Raw genomic sequence first — 17092 nt, forward strand, 5'->3', positions numbered from 1 at the left:
ACTGCCGTTTTACCTGCATCATTTTCCCCAACCAGCGCGGTGACACCTGGGTTGAAGGTGACCTCCAAGCCATGGTTGGCCTGGCCAAACTGGCGGAAATTTTCTAGTTTCAAAACAGATAGGTACACAGCGACGCTCCCTGTTACTCATGACGAGGCAGGGACGCCTATCTTGGCCATTTCTGCCAACGCAGTGCTAATCCCTGATGACTGGTAGCTTTATGACATGATCTAGCGGGCGAAACCAATCTCTTGGGATGACTGTCCGCTCCTGACCGAAAGTCGCCTAACGATTAGCCACAGGCGGTCGCGGGCAGCTATACACGAACGAGGCTCTACCACCATAGTTCCGAGCGCAAGATCACCTCATTAACGGCTCGCCCAAGACCATGTAAACAGTATCGCGAGCGACCCCGAGGAGATAAAAGATCGCTTACATCTGGTGATGCTCTAGGAGGAAGTCCACGAATACTCGTACTCGCGCCGGCATTGCTGGGCCACCTACAAACACTGCGTGGATCGGTTCCCGGTCGCCGGGGTTGTACGCTTCCAGCAGTGGCACCAAATCGCCGTGCTGAAGATCCTCGGCCACGCTGAATTCGCCGATACGCGCGATGCCGGCGCCTACCCGTGCCAGTTGTGCCAGCGCTTCACCACTGCTGCATTCGATGTTACCGCTGACCTTTAGGGAAACCGCTTTCCCGTTGCGGATGAACGGCCAGTTGGGTTCGGCGCGGCGGAAATTGAAACGCAGGCAGTTGTGCCGTAGCAGGTCTTCCGGTTCCTGGGGTATGCCATAGCGCTGCAGATATTCGGGCGAAGCCACCAGCACCTGCCCGGTGTCGCCAATCCTGCGAGCGGTGAGTGGGCTGTCAGGGAGAGAGCCAAAACGCACCGCCACATCGGCCTGGCCGCCGAGTATATCGACGACTTCATCGCCGAGGGTGAGGTCTACGACGATGTTCGGGTAACGGGAACTGAATGCTGCCACCAAGGGAACGATGGCCTGCCGCCCATGGCCGAGGGCGGCGCTGACACGTAAGCGGCCCCTGGGTACGCCCTGGTCGGCGATGGCCTCTTCGACCTCGGCCATGTCGGCCAAGATACGCCGGGCGCCGCGCAGATAAGCCTCGCCCTCGGCGGTAAAAGCGATCGCTCGGGTAGTGCGTAACAGCAGGCGGGTTCCAAGTCGTTGTTCGGTACGCGCGATGATTCGACTGACCGCTGAGGGTGTCAGGCCCAATGCACGCGCGGCGGCCGACAGGCTGCCTTCTTGTGCCACCGTGGCGAAAACGCCCATTTCGCCTGACCTGCCGCTGAAGTCCATTTGTGCTCCGTAAGCAAAGGTGCTTGCCAGAATTACTATCTACCGCATGAAAAGGCCAGATTGTAGCATTTGCTGCATAGATAAGGAGCTTTTCATGCACATCAATCCACCGCTAGTTGCACTCGCCATTGGTGCCTTCGGCATCGGCGTTACCGAGTTCGCCCCTATGGGCATGTTGCCAGGCATCGCTACGGATCTCGGCGTATCCATTCCCGCCGCAGGCCTGCTCGTCAGTGCTTACGCCATGGGCGTATTGCTTGGCGCGCCGCTGATGACATTGACCACGGGCAGGATTCCGCGGCGCTATCTGCTGATCGGCCTCATGGCTATTTTCACCGTGGGTAACCTGATGTCGGCCCTGGCTACCGATTACTACAGCCTTATGTTCGCCAGGGTGGTGACCTCACTGAACCATGGTGCGTTCTTCGGCGTTGGCTCCATCGTCGCCGCCAGCGTGGTCGCTCCGGAGAAGCATGCTGGGGCGGTTGCAGCCATGTTCATGGGTCTGACTTTGGCGACTATTGGCGGTGTGCCGCTGGCCGCCTGGTTTGGCGACCTGTTCGGCTGGCGCACTGCATTTTGGGGGATTACCGGGCTCGGCATAGTAGCCATGGCCGCGTTGTGGTTTGCCCTGCCCAGCCTGCCGGCGACGCAAAGCGTCGGCGTACTGGCCGAGATTCGGGTACTGGGTCGTGGCCGGGTGCTCGGGGCGTTGGCCCTGACCGTTATCGGCTCGGGAGCCATGTTTACCGTATTCACTTATATCGCACCGATGCTAAGCAGCGAGACCAATGCGTCTACTGCCTTCATCACCGCCATGCTGGTGTTGTTCGGTGTGGGATTGACGCTGGGCAACATGTGGGGCGGCAAAGCTGCCGACCGCTCGATAGACCGCACCCTAATCGTCTCGCTAAGCGTGCTGATTCTCGTCTTGCTAGCGTTCACCGTACTAATGCGCTGGCCGCTGCCGGCTGCAGTTGCCATCTTGATCTGGGGTATCGCCAGCTTCGCCTTGGTACCTCCGCTGCAAATGCGCGTCATGGAAGCCGCCAAGGATGCGCCGAATCTAGCATCGGCAGTGAACATCGGCGCGTTCAACTTCGGAAACGCGATCGGTGCGGCGCTGGGCGGCGCAGTGATCAATACTGGGCTGGGCTACCCAGCGATATCACTGGCCGGAGCGGCAATGGCGGCGCTGGGGTTGTTGATGGTGCTGGCTTTTGCCTGGCGCTCTAAAGCTGTTGCGGCTGCGGTGGCATGACGGTGTAGCGTGCTGAGCAAGACACCTTAGGTACTAGACCGGTTTGATGAACCGCTTTCGCATATGGTTTAGCAGCAAAACGAAAACCACAGCATTCTCGGTGCTGTGGATTTTTGCTTCATCCCCTACATCGTAGGCAATTTTCACCTAGCACCACTGCACGGTAGGCTGCGTCAAACCGGCGAACCTGATAAGACGATTGCAGTCTCACGCGGACTGCGTTCGTTCGCAGCTCGCTCATCTTCGCGCAATGGGTACCGACCTTCGTCCTGATTCAGCACATTGGCGCTGGGATAGTCGGCCCAACTCACACCCTGAGTTAAAATCTCGTGTGGTTCAACACGTCGCACGTTGTAAAAATGCGTGTCGTATTCGACCACGACCTTCGCGTCGGGATCCTGCTTTGAGAGAATCTCAATTAGTTCGCGGACATTCATGCGTGGCTCCGTTGTTTTCTTAGCGTAGACGCGAAACTCCCTGATCGAATGCGCCAACATGCCCCGCTACTCTATCGACTGAGGAGTTTGGTCTTGTTCAAGCCAAGGTAAGGCAAGCTTAGCGGTGCTCCGGGTCAGTGGGTGGGACTATTGATCCTGCTTGGAGCACTGCAAGTAGGCTACGAAGCCTGCCCAATTATGAGCCTCGTATTTCTCTAGCATTCGCTTGGGAAGCTTAATTTGAGGGAAATCCCAGTCGATAGAGGTCTGCCATTCAGCCTCATCGAGAATCTGCTGGCCTGTGAAGTATCGAACCTCGTCCTCGGTGCTGTTGTAAATTAGAAAGATACGTTCAGGATTTTGGCTCACTGCAGCGCGGCTAAGGCCTCGCTGATTGTTCCAGTTTTCGCCACTTTTGATCTGGACTTCGAAATAGCGACCGTTGTGGCCGACGATTCCGTCTATTCCCTTGTCGTCGACTAATGAGGGAAAGACATCAAACCCTTCACCGAGCAAATAACCCCAAATAGCAAATTCGTTCCGCTTGCCAATAGCAAGCTTGTTTTTGACCTCTGCTTTCACCATGATCCAGCCGTCCAAAACCCCAATCAAGGCAATATGCTACCACTGAAATGAGCGCTCGGCGCGGGCCCGCTAGGGATCGTTGTTACTTGGAACCCAGCACCTAGACTTGCTCACTTACAGCTTCATTGACGCTGGGTCTGCGAGCTGCATCGCCCGATCCGTTACCGGAAACGGGCTGTTCCAGAGGGCTGATAGAGGTAATCAAATCCTATGCGGTCATCGTCGATGGCGTTAACTTGAATCAAGGCGTAATGATTTCCGTCTCGCAGTCGTAAACAATAAATGCTGTCTTTACTCGGCGTAAACCAATGATGTTGGTATCCGCTCGTGGGGCATTCGTACACTTTGCCTATATCAGATTGACTAACTTTCTGAATTCCGCTTCGGGCTTGCTTATCTAACTCAGGGTTTTTGTAATCCGCGACGTCATACGGAATAAAAAAGCCGGTTAACTCATCGCCTGGCCTCTTTGCAGCTAGTATGTCTGCAGATTGTGCATTCCATGCAACAACTTGTTCGCCATTAAACTTAAACCCGCTGTCGCCATACTGCTTAAAGCCATCCAGCAATAGAGCGTTTCCCTTAATCGGCTCCGGCGTGGGGGTAGCAACCAGCTCCGCTGGACTTTTGTCTAAAACAATAAAAAACACAGCTAGCGATCCTCCGGCACGCACCACCTTTGGAATATCAATTTCTACAAAGCCGGGCATCATTGCAGCTATACCCGAAGCCGCCAATGCAAGGACTACCTTAAATATAAAAAACTGGGATTGCGTCGGTTGCGGAACGTAATACGACAAGACTACTAGCGCAACGACAAAAACCACCCCTAACGTGAATACAATTATTCGCTCATTAGCCTTTGTCATTTTTGCACCGCATTTTCCGGCCAAAACGCCTTATCCGATGATAGTAGATTACTTTCATATTGAAATATTTTAAATTGCTATATCGGTTGGGGCCGAAAGATCTTAAAGCTCAGTGCGAATTTTTATAGTTGAATCCTGAGGCGTGCAGGCAGGATTAACTCCGGCGAACCGATTTCCACCGGCGATACGTGTCCAGGTTACGCACTAGCTGTCCGGACGGGTCGGCCACTCGGCAGGTCGGTGGAACTGGGCCTGGGGCAATCTGGAGATGTGGTAGGCGCATTGTGAAGGGGAAACAGGTTCGCTGTCCTCCCTTGGCCAGGAACCAGGACTGCTGTGAGGGTCTCTGTTGCTGATTGTTAGCCGCCGAGGCGGCAAGCGCTTGCACCTGCAAGGAATCAATCAGACGGACGGTATAGAACGCCCTCCTTCCGTTTCTCTGGATGGGCTATACCGATACAACCAGAGACCCTCTTAAATATAGATTGGCTGTGCTTACTACACTAATTCTCATTGTGAGGAGGATATCGGCGCGGCCATTAGAATTATTATAACTCCTATAAACCCTGCCCTCGCCTGGCGAATCCCGTATAGATAAAAAACGTGAACAATGAATTGCACCTGATCTAGCTGACAAAACCAAACAGTCTAAATAGCTGGAGAAAAACAATGGATGCTTCCGAATTTACTTCTTTGCCGAAAGTCGCTGAGGCTGTCGAAAGGGCGACAAAGGCTGTTGCCAAAAGCCCTGTAAGCGATATCACGGATACAAAAGGAAACCAATATGTTGACATGGTAATGGAAGGCGGTGGCGTATTCGGAATTGCGCTTCTTGGGTACATTTATGTGCTTGAGCAGGCAAATATAAGGTTCCTCGGGATTGGCGGGACATCGGCGGGATCTATTGTTGCACTACTGCTTGCCGCTCTGAATCGGCGCGACGAGCCAAAGACACCCAAACTAATTAAATACATGTCAGATAAACGTTTTTCAGACTTCATAGACGGTGATAGTGACGCCAAGGATTTCATAAAAGCCTTTATAGCAGGCTCTAAAAATTTTAAATTGGCATTTAAAGGCGCCCAGGTTATAGACAACATACGTGACAACCTAGGCCTTAATCCCGGAGAAGAATTCAGATTGTGGATTAAGAACATTCTAGACGCCGAGGGAGTTAGTACACTCGATGAACTTAACAAACGAATCTATCAAATACCAGAGGGGCTTTGCATAGGCGACAAGCCATTTACTGACTCGACCGAGGCCGGTTTAAGATTGGCAATAATTGCAGCTGATATAGTAAGAGAGGTTAAAGTTGAGTTCCCAGCTATGGCGCACATGTACTGGAAGCAAGCTAATAATATTCATCCTGCAGACTTTGTTAGAGCGTCGATGTCTATTCCATTCTTTTTTGAGCCTGTTCGAGTATCTGATATTCCTACTGCACATAGTGCTGCATCTGACTGGGAGAAGTACGCGGGAATTCGGTATGGCTCAGATGACATAATGCCCGATCATGCTATATTTGTAGATGGTGGCATCATGTCTAATTTTCCAATAGACATTTTTCATGACAGAACTAAAGTACCATGCGCTCCAACGTTTGGTATAAAGTTACAATTAGACGGCCGCCACCAAGCTATAACCGGCCCCTTGAGCTTCATGATGGCGATGTTCAATTGCGCAAGACACACGCTTGACTATGACTTTCTGTTGAAGAACCCAGATTATAAAAACCTGGTTGCCTGGATACCTTGCGAAGGCTATTCTTGGCTTGACTTTCATATAAGCGACAAAAATATGCTTGGCTTATTTCAGGAGGGCGCAACGGAAGCTGCAAATTTTCTTGAAAGGTTTAATTGGAACGAGTACAAAGAATTCCGAGCCGGCCAGCTCGAAGCATGACTATCATAGTTCGCTTAATGGACAGAAGGCTGCAAAATCGAGCAATGATGAGCCCCCCCCTGAGGACATGCTAAACGGCATCAGGTATGTAACCAGAATGTGCCGCTCAGCGACGATTAGAACCGTGGGATAGTAGCTGATTCGTCATAGCCATCCCGGCGTGAGTGCGCACTGAATTGGAACCGGGTGCCTGCCGACATGCCATCGTTGTAGCGCATAGTTGAGTTACGGTAAGCCGATAAAGTCGGCTGACTGCGTTAAGTCATTTGGCATTTATTTAGAGTGAAGCAGAACTGCAAAAGGAGTTGCCTCTGCATGCTAGAGCGGGATCAAACAACTAGGCTCATCCGCTGCCCTTGGTGGGCCACTCTTCTTCCAGGAGCGGCTAGATCAGCAAGCGTCACTAGCGAAGGCATCGATGTTGGTTTACGCAATGAGCTCCGCTCCATCGATTGGTCATCGGTGGAAACGATGCCAGCCAAAGCCCGTCACCTTTTTATTCAGTCGGTAACCTTGCGCGCCCCTGGCGGTGACGTGCGTCTTTACTTCGCCAATGCTAAGCAGCGAGATGAGGCTTGGACACAGATCGTGAGGGGCTGGTACAGCCCACGCTTGGTCGCCATCAAGTCGCGAATGTCGGCCTTTACCGCAAGCCTTCCAAAGCACGGCTATGTCCGTAGCTCCCAGTGGATACCCATCGCCCAAGAGTTCGCAGCGCTTCAGGCAACGATGCCACCCATCCCACCTAAGCAAGTGCTTGAGGATGATCAATACAGCTTCCTGCATGCGACCATCGAGTTTGTTCAGAGCCCAACCGCATGGCTCAAAGCATCGCGCGACCGTTATGTCCAGAATGCCCTACTTCAGCATGAACATCTTTTCGATACCGTCGAAAGCAAACCGCTATCGCCTAAGCAGCGCGAGGCCTGCGTCGTTGATGAGGACAACAACCTAATCCTCGCCGGAGCAGGAAGCGGTAAAACCAGCACGGTGATCGGCCGGGTCGCCTTTCTGGTTCAAAGTGGCCAGGCTAGGCCCGACGAAATCCTCTTGCTTGCGTACGGTAATGCAGCTGCCGTCGAGATGCGGGAACGGCTTGAGAAGCGTCTCGGGATTAAGGGCGTAACCGCAGAAACGTTCCACGCACTGGGCCGACACATCGTTGAGAAGGTAGAGAACAGCAAAGCTTCGGTAAGCCCTTTGGCTTCCGATGAGAACCTCAAAGCGAAACTCGTCGACCTGGAATTTCAGCGCCTTCAGCGAGAGGATTCGGATTACCGTCACCTGCTACTCACCTACTTCGAACAGTGGCTGTACCCCGCTCGCAACCCCTTCGACTTCAAGTCACTCGGCGACTACTACCAATTCCTCAACGACAACGATGTCCGGACTCTGAAAGGTGAGAAAGTCAAAGGATTTGGCGAATGCGACATCGCAAATTTCCTTTTCAAGAATGGTGTTGAGTACCGCTATGAATCTCGCTTTGATACCCCGGAGCAAGCTAAATCGCGTGGGCCCTATCACCCTGACTTCTTCCTACCAGACTATGGCGTCTACATCGAACATTTTGGCATCGACGAACAAGGCAATACCGCGCCTTACATTGACCGCAAAAAATACCATGACGATATGGCGTGGAAGCGCAACGTTCACAAGCTCGCGGGCACAACTCTGGTTGAGACGTTCCATCACCAAAAACAGCAAGGAACGTTGCTGGCTGGGTTAGAAAATGAGCTGTGCAAGGCCGGTGTGCAGCTAAACCCCTTGCCTCCCGAAGCCGTTCTCGAAACTCTTCGAGAGGTCGGCGCAATTTCTGCATTCTCGAAGATTTTGACGCAGATGATTGGCCTGCTAAAGGCGGCCAATCTCAACAGTGAGGAGCAGGCAAGCGTAGCTAATAGATCGGCTCAGGTAGGCGCCGCCTTGAAGCTACTGACACCGCTATTCGAGGCCTACCAGCAGCAGCTTAAGAGCGACACCCAGGTCGATTTCGACGACATGGTCAACATCGCGACAACCTATGTGGAAGAAGGAAAATTTGAGATCCCTTGGAAATTCATCATCGTTGACGAGTTCCAGGACATTGCTAAATCGCGAGCTCAGCTCGTCCAGAAGCTTAGGGAAAAGAAAGGCGGCGTGTCACTTTTCTGTGTGGGTGACGATTGGCAATCCATCTATCGCTTCACTGGGAGTGATATCGGTTACACGTCCTCCTTTTCGCAGCGCTTTGGCCCAACTTTCACCTGCGAACTCGACAAGACATTTCGCTTCAACAGCAAAATCGGTGAGGTAGCTAGCCGCTTCATCACGCAGAATCCGAAGCAGTTGGTGAAAACGGTTATCTCTCATGAATCTGCGCCGGCGCCGACAGTATCCTTGGTTAGAACCAGCATTGATGCTGCTGACGCTCGGCTGCTGATCGCAGAGCGTATCGCTCACATCGCTGCACCCAACTCATCGGTCTATTTGCTAGCCCGCTTTACCCATGACCTTCCGGATAAAGATGAGCTTTATAGGCTCAAGGGACGGTTCCCTACCCTGCGCTTTCTGACCGACACGATTCATCGTTCGAAAGGCAAAGAGGCTGATTACGTAGTTTTGCTCGGCCTAACGAAGGGCAAGTACGGACTGCCCTCTGAGATCGTCACCCATCCACTCATCGAAGCACTGCTGCCTGAGCGGGAGGCTTTTCCTCATGCAGAGGAACGCCGCTTGTTCTACGTAGCACTGACGCGCGCCAAGCACAGGGTTTACTTGCCCTGTGACATGCGCAAGTGCTCGCCCTTCGTACAGGAGCTGGTCAAAAACGAGTATCCGCTGGATCTGGATGAGTTCGCTACAACCAGCGAACAGCTACATGCTCTAGAAGCGAATTGTCCTGTCTGCAAGGAAGGTCATCTGACAGCTCGCACTAACGGAAAGACGGGTAGAGTATTCATGGGGTGTACTAATTACCCCCGCTGCGGGCATACGGAGAACGGTTGCACTAAGTGCAACGCACCCATGGAAAAGGTAGGCCGATTCCGGCAATGCGTGGATGTTAGTTGCGGCTGGTGGATACCTATTTGCCCTGCTAGCGGAGGCGAGATGAGCTACAAAGGAGAGCACAAGTTCTGGGGGTGCTCCCACTATCGCAGCGACGATCCCGAGTCCTGCCGTCACAAGGAATACGGGCGGATTGGAGAGCCCTCACCCAGAGTGAGACAAACAATATAAGAGCGTTTTGGAGCTCATGTCCCTCTGCAGCCTGTCGAAGTAGCAAGAGTCAAACTGGGGCGTCAATGCGCGATCACCATTGTCAGACATCAAACAGCTGGGCTTAATATGACGATCGCAATCGTTTCCGTCAGAGCATTTAAACGCCTGATTCGAATCTAGCGCTGCTACTGAACACAGCACTTTACGCGACTGGAAACCAACGAAGTCCCGAGCCGCTGTCTCACCATTCGGTGCTTGAAGATGGCGATGGCGTCCCGGGTACCCACTGGAAGTACAAATCACCAAAAAAGTGCCCCGTGGAACTGACCCTGCCTGAACCCAGCGTGTTCATTGACGCTGTCGCATCGCATCGCATCGCATCGTGGTCGTTGAGCTTACGATGGGTTCTCGACTGTAATGTTTAAAGCCTCCACGGCCAAACGGGCCACACGCTCCGTCGGATCCAGAAAACGATCCGCTGGTGCAGACAGCGTGCTTACGGAGCGGGTCGTCTTTCCGCACGTAGTCTGGACACTCGCTTGGATCAGAAGATTTTTCACAGCCTCGGCCATATAAATGGCATTGCTAGTGACAGGCCTCCTGTACTTGGGGCAACTCTCATGTACGATAAGAGCAGGCTGATGCTGCCTGCCGCTCGCATCCGAGAGGAACGGTGAAAGCATTTCTTCACTTCCCTATCCTGTCTCATCTCTGAAGGATCGAGGTTAGGCAATGCGAGCACCGGAACTCCTCGGCCACAGGAGAAACGATGCGTTCTATCAAACAAGCCAAACAGATGGCAAAGCGGCTGCGCGACTCGCTCGAGTCACGCAATCAAGCAATAACTCATTCGGCAGCGCTGGAGACAGTAGCCCACCAGCTAGGGTACAAGGACTGGAACACCGCTGCCGCAACTCTTACCAAGGAAAATGCCGAGTCAGCGATTGCGTTTCGCAAGACTATCCCGATTCTGAGGATTTTTGACGAGACAAAGGCCAGAGAGTTTTATCTAGAGTTCTTAGGTTTCCGAGTGGATTTTGAGCACCGATTTGAGGCTGATTTGCCGCTATATCTAGGTATCAGCCGAAACGATCTACACCTCCACCTTTCCGAACATCACGGGGATTCGAGCCCGGGATCGACGGTGTTTGTTCCAATGCAAAATATCGAAATGCTGCGGGACGAATTTCAGAGCAAGCGTTATGGATACGGACGCCCAGAAATTGTTAAGCAAGACTGGGGGCTGATTTTGGAGGTTCATGATCCTTTCGGCAACCGAATCCGGTTCTGTCAAAGTTGATTATTGCAGTTCGACCAGATAGCTTAGTTGGATAAACTTTCGAAGCGGCCATTTTTAATGGCTGCCTTTGACCGGCAGCATATCTCAGTAACACCGTTATCACTTGAGGTAACACTCCTGTGCTCATTACCCACACATCGGAGCTGTTCGTCTCCGAACCGAAAGTCGTCGTCAAGGATCGTCGGGCAGCCAACCACATAAACTCGGCACAACTGACACGAAGTGTGTAGCAGGTTTAGCTGAAGAAAAATAAAGGCCTTGCAGCCAAGGTTTTGCCAAAATGCGAAACCCCCGTTTCGTAGGCCGTAACGAGCGCTGTTTTAAAGATTTACTTACTGCAGTGATACCCACTAGGAGTAGATATGGCCCTGACAGTCGTAGAGAAACGCGAAATATTCCGTGCGATGCATCGTGAAGGGTGCTTTTTGCTTCCCAACCCTTGGGACGCTGGTAGCGCCCGCATTCTTGAGTCGCTAGGCTACAAGGCGCTTGCGACGACCAGCGCTGGATACGCATGGTCTCAAGCTCGGGCTGACGGACAGCTATCACGTTCAGATGCATTGGCTCATATGCGCTACATGGTTGCCAGCAGCGATCTTCCTATCAACGCCGACTTCGAAAGTGGCTTTGCGCATACCACCGATCAGCTGTTTGACAGTGTGAGTATGGCGATAGAAACCGGTGTGGCGGGCCTATCAATTGAAGACTCAACTGGCGACCTAAGCCATCCGGTTAGGGACATTTCGGAGGCCGTGGAGCGCATGCAAGCGGCGCGAGCAGCTATTGATGTAAACGGCGGTGATACCGTATTAGTGGGGCGTGCGGAAAACTACGTCTTAGGACTACCAGATCTGGACGACACCATTAGGCGGTTGATCGCCTACTCAGAAGCCGGCGCTGACTGCCTGTATGCTCCTGGTATCAAAACTCGAGAAGAAATACAGACCGTTGTCAGCGCTGTTGCACCTAAACCAGTAAATGTCTTGATCGGCTGGACTAGTGATTTATCGGTCGATGAACTAGCCGATCTTGGCGTGAGGCGTATCAGTGTGGGTGGAGCTTTAGCACGAGCAGCATGGAACGGTTTCATCACCGCGGCCCGCACTATGAATTTACAGGGGCGGTTCGATGGGTTTAACAATTCGCTATCGAGCATAGAGCTTGAAGAGATGCTTAGTTCACCGAAATACCCCAAGTAGACGGCAACAATTCGGACTTGCAAGACACAACACGCAAGCGTCAATAACTAGCTAAATAAAGCGAGCCAACAGCGCGTCACTATAACAGCCTTGCTGCCTGCTCTCCTTTAGTCGAATATTGGCGAACGTATTGACCGCTTGCTTTGCTGGAATAAAGAGGCGTCATGACTGCCATTCAGGGTGATTGTTCACTGCTGGCCGAGCTAGCACCGCTGTGTCGGATGAATTCAGCGAATATTCGGGGAAGGGAATGCTCTGGCTGACCTTCCCGGATCACTAAGAAGACTGGCTTCATGAGTGCCGGTTCGGCCATTGGGATAGCTGAAAGACTGCCAAAAGCTACCTCCTCTTCAACTGATGACCACATCACTAGGGACATCCCCATTCCTGCCTTCACGTTTTGCTTGACCGCTTCGGTGCTGCCAAGCGAGCGTACAACCTTTGGCATCGACCCGTTATTGGCAAAGAACTGTTGTAACAGGCGTCCAGTACCCGTCCCTGGTTCACCACCAAGTAGTTCTAGCTGACCAACCTCCTTACGCGTCACACTTGCACGAGACGCAAAGGGGTGGCTGGGATGGACTATCAGCACAACTGGCTCCTCCTTCCAACAGAACGAATCGAACCCATGCCGATCATCCCACCATTCCATAAGCGCGACATCAATCTCACCGTCATCTAGCTTCCTAGCAATAGACGGATTGGATTCTATGGTCAGATCGAAACCAGCCGGACTTCCCTCCTCTATGTAACGCCTCATGATTGACGGGAGAAGATAAATGCCAATATTTGAACTTGCGCCTACCCTTAATTTATGTTTATTCAGATTCTCCAAAGCTTGGTTATTAATGCGAATCAAGCTGCGGGCATAAGGTAAAAAAAAAGCGCTGGCTGGGTAGCCTTACAGCCATACCGCGTCCGCTCAAAGAGCGTAACACCAAGCTTTTCTTCCAGCTTCTGGATGTGTTGTGTCACAGTTGGTTGCGCAATGCCCAGTTGACTGGCGGCCTTTTGAAAGTTGCATACTTGGGCAAGCGTCAGAAAAGTGTTCACCCAAACGAGATTCAGCAAGGCACGAGCTCTCCATCGCGGATCATATTTACAGCGTGTGTCGGTCTCTCCCCAGACAGCGCCTGAAGGATATTTTCCGCAGCACAGCGTTCAATCATCCGGCGGACGTCCCGTACGGCCGAACCCAAATGTGGAGTGAACAAAGTGTTAGCGGCTGATAACAATGCCGGATCGATCTGCCGCGGCCGGTCAACGCGCGCCCAGTCTTCCATTTCGAAGACATCAGCTGCGTATCCGCCAAGATGGCCGGATTGGAGAGACGCGAGCACGTGCGACTCATTAACCACTGAGCCACGACACGGATTAACGAGGTAAGCGCCTTTTTTCAGCTGTGCCAGTCGGGTTGCGTCTATCAAATGAAACGTTTCGTGCGTCAATGCGAGTGCCAGCACCAAGATGTCGCACTCGCCAATCAGAGCGTCAAGCGAACGCCATTGCAAGCCAAGGCGTTGCTCAAGAGCTGGGTCAACAGGCGCCTGATCGGAGTAGGTAAGCGCCGCGCCCCAACCGTTTAGACGCTGTGCAATAGCTCTTCCTATTGAGCCCATACCCAAGATGCCGATGCGCGCTCCCTCTATACCTTGCCCATAAAATGTGGGGCGCCATCCCTGATAGCCCTCTCTTCGTATTTTTTCATGAGCGGCGGGAACATTTCGAACAAGGTTAATCATCAGCCCAATGGCGAGTTCGGCGGTAGGAACCGTCAACAAGTCTGGAACAATGGTGAGCCATACCTTGTGTTGTGTGCATGCTTGTACATCAAAGTTATCGTATCCCTTTAGAGCGCATCCGATAACTTTGAGTTGGGGACAAGCATCGACGAATTCTTGATCAACCTTATCTGGCATGAAAGCCATCATGGCGTCGGCATTACGCACCCGATCCAAAACCTCTGCACGAGAAAGAGTGGCATCGTACTGGTTAGTAACAAGTTCGCAATAGGGGCGCAGCAACTCAAGAGTTTCGGGGAATACTCGGTGGGTTAATACGACGGTCGGCTTCATTAGATTCCCTTATTTGAAAGACTGGCGTAGGCGACCGCTAAGGCTGTCTACGATCGTAACCATCATTAAAATCACTAACAGGATAGCGCTAACCTCTTGATACTGCATGATTCGCAGCGAACCCATTAGTTCAAATCCAATCCCGCCCGCACCAACCATACCCATTACTGTGGATGCTCGGAAGTTGTATTCCCATCTATATACGGCTGTGTCTGCAAACTGCGGGAGAACTTGAGGAAGTACCGCATGATAAAGTACCTGCATAGGGCTAGCACCGCTTGCGCGTGCTGCTTCTACAGGTGCCTCATCAACGTGCTCGATTGCTTCGGCAAAGAACTTCCCCACCATGCCAATCGAATGAAGCCCCAGCGCAAGTACACCTGGAAGCGCCCCAAACCCTACGGCAGCTACAAAGATGATCCCCATGATCAGTTCAGGAACTGAGCGCAACCCGTTAAGCACTACCCTGATCGAATGAAATATCATCGGATGAGGCGAGGTGTTGCGCGCAGCCAGAAAGGCCAACGGTACGGAGCACACTACAGCCACAGCTGTGCCTGCGATACTCATGGCCAGTGTATCGACGAGAGGGTTCACCCAGTTTCTGACATTTTCGAAGTTAGGCGGTAGCGATTCGCCCAACAGCGTAGTGATCGCTGGAACGCCATCAAGAAGCATCGTCAGGTCAAGCAGCCCTACGTGCCAACTGGCTATTCCGATGACCGCTATGATTAACAGAGCCTGAATCAGAGTCCGGTTCCAGGCTCTCCTGTGTTCACTCAGTACAGACTGCGCAGATAACGCGGCTTGGTATTTGGTTGTCATCGCCGGCTCACATCTTTGCCAAGTCGAGTTTGAGGAGCTTTCCCATCTCACGAATCACGTCGTAGTCAGCGTCGGTGATCGCCACAAACCCTTCAGCCTTGAAGTTTTTAAGAACCTCTGGATCTTTGAGGCTGATAAATGCGCCCCGTACGCTCTCTTTCAAAGCAGGCGTTAGGTTCGAGCGCATCGCCCATGGGTATTGTGGATACTCTTTGCTGTAACCGACGACCTTGACCTTGTTCGGGTCGATCAACCCTTTGCTGACAACGTGATTAAAAATCACCTCAGACAGCCCCCCTGCGTCAGCATTGCCATTGGCGACATTAACCGCAACTGCATCATGGGTACCCACGAAGTGCTGCTCATAGTCGGCACCTGCGGTCATACCGGCCTCAAGGAGCACTGTCTTAGGGATTAGGTGACTAGAAGTGGAGGCTCGATCACCATAAGCGACCTTCTTGCCTCTTATATCGCTGTAGGTTTCGATATCTGACTCGGCGTTAGCTATCAATACTGATCGGTAGGTAGGCTTGCCATCAGTGAGCATGGCCGCAAATGGCTCAATATCGCTTTTTGTTTTTGCAAGAACATAAGACAGAGGGCCGAAATATGCGAGATCGATCCGGCCGAAACGCATGGCTTCAATCATTGATGAGTAGTCGGTGGTAACGACGAGTTGTACCTTACGGTTCAGCGCTTCCTCGAGGTAATCCTTTAACGGTTGGTTCCGCTTAATAAGCTCCGATGCGTTCTCGTCAGGTAACAAGGCAACCTTGAGCGTATCGGGGTCTGAGTTCGCTGCAATGGCCGGCAGGCAAAAGCTCAGTGTTACGCCGAGGGTCATCAGAACGCGTTTGAGTAAATTCATTGGGTCAACTCCAAGTTGGCCACGCAGCAGGTTATAGCGTGGGGGGTAGAAACCGCTCTTTGATGTGCGCCCAATTGAGCGTGATAGATCCGCGAGTAGTCGCTGTCGGAAAGGCTATTCGGCGGGCCATCGAAAACGATATTGGCATCAGCCAACCCGACGATCCGGTCTGAATAACGTTGCGCATAGTCGATCTGATGTAGTGAAATAATGGCGGTGATTCCGTCTTCCCGGCAGATGGTTCGAAGCAAATCCAGCACCGTTTCCGACGTGGCCGGATCAAGGCTCGCTACCGGCTCGTCAGCAAGTAAAATGCAGGGTTTCTGCGCTAGAGCGCGCGCAATGCCGACACGCTGCTGTTGTCCACCTGAAAGCTGATCAGCCCTGCTCAGGGCTTTATCAGCAAGGCCGACACGCTCTAGGCAATGAAGAGCAAATTCCACGTCATGCCGGGGAAGAGGGAACAAAGTCCGCCAGCCGCTGTGGTGAGCGAGACGACCAGTTAAAACATTCGCCAGCGCGCTATGACGTTCGATTAGATGGTGCTGCTGAAAAACCATGGCCGTCTGGCGCCGATGCGCCCGTAAAGCCTTGACGCTATCGAGGCGACCATGTTGCTTTGAAGTGACAGCACCAGTTGTCGGCGCAACCAAATGATTCAATGCACGCAGAAGAGTCGACTTTCCCGCGCCTGAACGCCCAAGCAGAACGGTAAATTCTCCGCGTCGGAAGTCGATAGATGTAGGTCGGAGCGCCACGACGCCTTTCTGGTATGTAACGCTCAGGTCAGTTACCTGCAAAACCGTTTCACGAGGGCCGAGCTGAGTCATCTGATCATCCTTCGTAATTACAAGGGGCCATTCATCACGTTTCGCGATCAACCTAGGCCTATCAAATGACAGCTCAATTACGCCTTTATGAACTATTTGTTTCGTAGCTGAGGTAGTACCTTCCCTCCGGTTTCGGTAGCCGGTGTCATACATGTCCACATGCGCGGAACCATATCAACTGAAATTCGAGCTTCGGACTTGGCACCTTTTCGTGCAAGCGGCTCTACGAGCTGAAAGTGTCTAAGGAATTTGTCTTACTCAAGCCAGTCGAAGCCGGCCCGGTGGCTGCACATTATTACTAAAGCCCAACGTAAAGCTCAGGCACTTGTCTTGTACTGGCTGCAGACGATGGTTGGTGATATGCAAACTTTCTCGAAAGTTCACACCAGTGCCGACTTAAGCGAAATTCATTCT

Annotated in this window: 16 protein-coding genes; 5 read left to right on the forward strand and 11 right to left on the reverse strand. The window is 52.4% G+C overall.

Annotated elements, in window-relative coordinates:
- Together ACN0R1_RS17580 and ACN0R1_RS17585 are read right to left on the reverse strand one after the other, a co-directional pair.
- The coding region (locus ACN0R1_RS17580) for an AAA family ATPase (protein WP_417585271.1) at nucleotides 1-128 on the reverse strand (128 nt) is incomplete at its 3' end.
- A 304-nt stretch (nucleotides 129-432) separates the two neighbouring features.
- On the reverse strand, nucleotides 433-1326 hold the full coding sequence (locus ACN0R1_RS17585; RefSeq protein ID WP_417585249.1) for a LysR family transcriptional regulator: 894 nt from the start codon (nucleotides 1324-1326) through the stop codon (nucleotides 433-435).
- A 94-nt stretch (nucleotides 1327-1420) separates the two neighbouring features.
- Between ACN0R1_RS17585 and ACN0R1_RS17590 the strand changes: the two genes are divergently transcribed.
- Nucleotides 1421-2587 (forward strand): MFS transporter, encoded by a 1167-nt coding sequence (locus ACN0R1_RS17590; RefSeq protein ID WP_417585251.1) that lies wholly within the window; start codon nucleotides 1421-1423, stop codon nucleotides 2585-2587.
- Between the two features lie 173 nt (nucleotides 2588-2760).
- Here the strand turns inward: ACN0R1_RS17590 and ACN0R1_RS17595 are convergent, their stop codons facing one another.
- The 3 genes from ACN0R1_RS17595 to ACN0R1_RS17605 all read right to left on the reverse strand — a co-directional run bounded on the left by ACN0R1_RS17595 (nucleotide 2761) and on the right by ACN0R1_RS17605 (nucleotide 4478).
- A complete protein-coding gene (locus ACN0R1_RS17595) occupies nucleotides 2761-3024 on the reverse strand; it encodes a hypothetical protein (RefSeq protein ID WP_278419942.1) in 264 nt (87 codons plus the stop codon).
- Nucleotides 3025-3171: 147 nt separating this feature from the next.
- On the reverse strand, nucleotides 3172-3609 hold the full coding sequence (locus ACN0R1_RS17600; RefSeq protein ID WP_417585253.1) for a hypothetical protein: 438 nt from the start codon (nucleotides 3607-3609) through the stop codon (nucleotides 3172-3174).
- 161 nt (nucleotides 3610-3770) lie between these two features.
- The gene (locus ACN0R1_RS17605; RefSeq protein ID WP_278419944.1) at nucleotides 3771-4478 is read right to left on the reverse strand and encodes a hypothetical protein; all 708 of its coding nucleotides are present in this window, start codon (nucleotides 4476-4478) and stop codon (nucleotides 3771-3773) included.
- Nucleotides 4479-5147: 669 nt separating this feature from the next.
- On the opposite strand from ACN0R1_RS17605, the gene ACN0R1_RS17610 reads away from it, so the two are divergent.
- The 4 genes from ACN0R1_RS17610 (at nucleotide 5148) to ACN0R1_RS17625 (ending at nucleotide 12080) form a co-directional block, all read left to right on the forward strand.
- The gene (locus tag ACN0R1_RS17610) at nucleotides 5148-6383 is read left to right on the forward strand and encodes a patatin-like phospholipase family protein (protein WP_278419945.1); all 1236 of its coding nucleotides are present in this window, start codon (nucleotides 5148-5150) and stop codon (nucleotides 6381-6383) included.
- 471 nt (nucleotides 6384-6854) lie between these two features.
- Nucleotides 6855-9599, forward strand: a complete 2745-nt coding sequence (locus ACN0R1_RS17615; protein ID WP_417585255.1) for a UvrD-helicase domain-containing protein — start codon at nucleotides 6855-6857, stop codon at nucleotides 9597-9599.
- Between the two features lie 751 nt (nucleotides 9600-10350).
- Nucleotides 10351-10881: a glyoxalase superfamily protein gene (locus ACN0R1_RS17620; protein WP_312944598.1), complete on the forward strand. Its 531-nt coding sequence runs from the start codon at nucleotides 10351-10353 to the stop codon at nucleotides 10879-10881.
- 362 nt (nucleotides 10882-11243) lie between these two features.
- Nucleotides 11244-12080 carry an isocitrate lyase/phosphoenolpyruvate mutase family protein gene (locus ACN0R1_RS17625; protein ID WP_312944597.1) on the forward strand — a complete coding sequence of 279 codons (837 nt, stop codon included), beginning with the start codon at nucleotides 11244-11246 and terminating at the stop codon, nucleotides 12078-12080.
- A 175-nt stretch (nucleotides 12081-12255) separates the two neighbouring features.
- Here ACN0R1_RS17625 and ACN0R1_RS17630 read toward each other — a convergent pair whose 3' ends face one another.
- Genes ACN0R1_RS17630 through phnC form a run of 6 tightly spaced genes read right to left on the reverse strand, consistent with a single transcriptional unit; the run spans nucleotide 12256 to nucleotide 16678 of the window.
- Nucleotides 12256-12939 carry a LysR substrate-binding domain-containing protein gene (locus ACN0R1_RS17630; protein WP_312944596.1) on the reverse strand — a complete coding sequence of 228 codons (684 nt, stop codon included), beginning with the start codon at nucleotides 12937-12939 and terminating at the stop codon, nucleotides 12256-12258.
- Nucleotides 12936-13133, reverse strand: coding sequence for a LysR family transcriptional regulator (locus tag ACN0R1_RS17635; protein ID WP_376779982.1), 198 nt, complete (start codon nucleotides 13131-13133; stop codon nucleotides 12936-12938). The genes ACN0R1_RS17630 and ACN0R1_RS17635 overlap by 4 nt, the downstream gene beginning before the upstream one ends.
- A gap of 11 nt (nucleotides 13134-13144) precedes the next feature.
- Nucleotides 13145-14155: a phosphonate dehydrogenase gene (locus tag ACN0R1_RS17640; protein WP_312944594.1), complete on the reverse strand. Its 1011-nt coding sequence runs from the start codon at nucleotides 14153-14155 to the stop codon at nucleotides 13145-13147.
- A 9-nt stretch (nucleotides 14156-14164) separates the two neighbouring features.
- Nucleotides 14165-14980: a phosphonate ABC transporter, permease protein PhnE gene (phnE, locus tag ACN0R1_RS17645; RefSeq protein ID WP_312944592.1), complete on the reverse strand. Its 816-nt coding sequence runs from the start codon at nucleotides 14978-14980 to the stop codon at nucleotides 14165-14167.
- A gap of 7 nt (nucleotides 14981-14987) precedes the next feature.
- The gene (gene phnD, locus ACN0R1_RS17650; protein WP_312944590.1) at nucleotides 14988-15848 is read right to left on the reverse strand and encodes a phosphate/phosphite/phosphonate ABC transporter substrate-binding protein; all 861 of its coding nucleotides are present in this window, start codon (nucleotides 15846-15848) and stop codon (nucleotides 14988-14990) included.
- Entirely contained in the window at nucleotides 15845-16678 is an 834-nt protein-coding gene (gene phnC / locus ACN0R1_RS17655) for a phosphonate ABC transporter ATP-binding protein (RefSeq protein ID WP_312668687.1), read from the reverse strand. The genes phnD and phnC overlap by 4 nt, the downstream gene beginning before the upstream one ends.
- Between the last annotated feature and the right edge of the window lie 414 nt (nucleotides 16679-17092).

It is taken from the genome of Nitrincola sp. (assembly GCF_048264025.1).
Lineage (GTDB): Bacteria > Pseudomonadota > Gammaproteobacteria > Pseudomonadales > Balneatricaceae > Nitrincola.

What these genes read in the sequence shown, in the direction of transcription:
- ACN0R1_RS17620 (WP_312944598.1), top strand. Translation starts at nt 10,351, where the DNA reads ATGCGTTCTATCAAACAAGCCAAACAGATGGCAAAGCGGCTGCGCGAC.
- ACN0R1_RS17615 (WP_417585255.1), top strand. Translation starts at nt 6,855, where the DNA reads ATGCCAGCCAAAGCCCGTCACCTTTTTATTCAGTCGGTAACCTTGCGC.
- ACN0R1_RS17600 (WP_417585253.1), bottom strand. Translation starts at nt 3,609, where the DNA reads ATGGTGAAAGCAGAGGTCAAAAACAAGCTTGCTATTGGCAAGCGGAAC.
- ACN0R1_RS17590 (WP_417585251.1), top strand. Translation starts at nt 1,421, where the DNA reads ATGCACATCAATCCACCGCTAGTTGCACTCGCCATTGGTGCCTTCGGC.
- ACN0R1_RS17610 (WP_278419945.1), top strand. Translation starts at nt 5,148, where the DNA reads ATGGATGCTTCCGAATTTACTTCTTTGCCGAAAGTCGCTGAGGCTGTC.
- phnE (WP_312944592.1), bottom strand. Translation starts at nt 14,980, where the DNA reads ATGACAACCAAATACCAAGCCGCGTTATCTGCGCAGTCTGTACTGAGT.
- ACN0R1_RS17625 (WP_312944597.1), top strand. Translation starts at nt 11,244, where the DNA reads ATGGCCCTGACAGTCGTAGAGAAACGCGAAATATTCCGTGCGATGCAT.
- phnD (WP_312944590.1), bottom strand. Translation starts at nt 15,848, where the DNA reads ATGAATTTACTCAAACGCGTTCTGATGACCCTCGGCGTAACACTGAGC.
- phnC (WP_312668687.1), bottom strand. Translation starts at nt 16,678, where the DNA reads ATGACTCAGCTCGGCCCTCGTGAAACGGTTTTGCAGGTAACTGACCTG.
- ACN0R1_RS17595 (WP_278419942.1), bottom strand. Translation starts at nt 3,024, where the DNA reads ATGAATGTCCGCGAACTAATTGAGATTCTCTCAAAGCAGGATCCCGAC.
- ACN0R1_RS17585 (WP_417585249.1), bottom strand. Translation starts at nt 1,326, where the DNA reads ATGGACTTCAGCGGCAGGTCAGGCGAAATGGGCGTTTTCGCCACGGTG.
- ACN0R1_RS17640 (WP_312944594.1), bottom strand. Translation starts at nt 14,155, where the DNA reads ATGAAGCCGACCGTCGTATTAACCCACCGAGTATTCCCCGAAACTCTT.
- ACN0R1_RS17605 (WP_278419944.1), bottom strand. Translation starts at nt 4,478, where the DNA reads ATGACAAAGGCTAATGAGCGAATAATTGTATTCACGTTAGGGGTGGTT.